1 protein-coding gene and 1 pseudogene are annotated in these 795 nt (G+C 49.7%); both read left to right on the top strand.

Annotated features, from left to right (window positions below; genetic code table 11):
• Positions 1-590, top strand: a 590-nt coding sequence (locus ACS8YF_RS19695) for a TonB-dependent receptor domain-containing protein (protein WP_440851786.1), incomplete at its 5' end; no start/stop codon positions are given.
• A pseudogene (locus ACS8YF_RS19690) lies at positions 535-795 on the top strand (glutamate racemase); the annotation flags it as partial. The gene ACS8YF_RS19695 and the pseudogene ACS8YF_RS19690, both read left to right, overlap by 56 nt.

The following is a 795-nucleotide window of genomic DNA, read 5'->3' as shown; positions in this document are numbered from 1 at the left end:
GGCAACTGTATGGCTTCTACGGAAATCCGAATCTGGACCCGGAGAAAAGCAAACAGTGGGAAGGCGCGTTTGAAGGCTTAACCGCTGGGGTGAACTGGCGTATTTCCGGATATCGTAACGATGTCAGTGACTTGATCGATTATGATGATCACACCCTGAAATATTACAACGAAGGGAAAGCGCGGATTAAGGGCGTCGAGGCGACCGCCAATTTTGATACCGGACCACTGACGCATACTGTGAGTTATGATTATGTCGATGCGCGCAATGCGATTACCGACACGCCGTTGTTACGCCGTGCTAAACAGCAGGTGAAATACCAGCTCGACTGGCAGTTGTATGACTTCGACTGGGGTATTACTTATCAGTATTTAGGCACTCGCTATGATAAGGATTACTCATCTTATCCTTATCAAACCGTTAAAATGGGCGGTGTGAGCTTGTGGGATCTTGCGGTTGCGTATCCGGTCACCTCTCACCTGACAGTTCGTGGTAAAATAGCCAACCTGTTCGACAAAGATTATGAGACAGTCTATGGCTACCAAACTGCAGGACGGGAATACACCTTGTCTGGCAGCTACACCTTCTGAACCACGTCCCACCGTGCTGGTGTTTGACTCCGGCGTCGGTGGGTTGTCGGTCTATGACGAGATCCGGCATCTCTTACCGGATCTCCATTACATTTATGCTTTCGATAACGTCGCTTTCCCGTATGGCGAAAAAAGCGAAGCGTTTATTGTTGAGCGAGTGGTGGCAATTGTCACCGCGGTGCAAGAACGTTATCCCCTTGCGCTG

This window comes from Salinisphaera sp. SWV1 (genome assembly GCF_052044155.1).
Classification (GTDB): Bacteria; Pseudomonadota; Gammaproteobacteria; order Nevskiales; family Salinisphaeraceae; genus Salinisphaera.
Note: the sequence above shows the minus strand (reverse complement) of the source record. Positions and strands in the feature narration are given on the sequence as shown.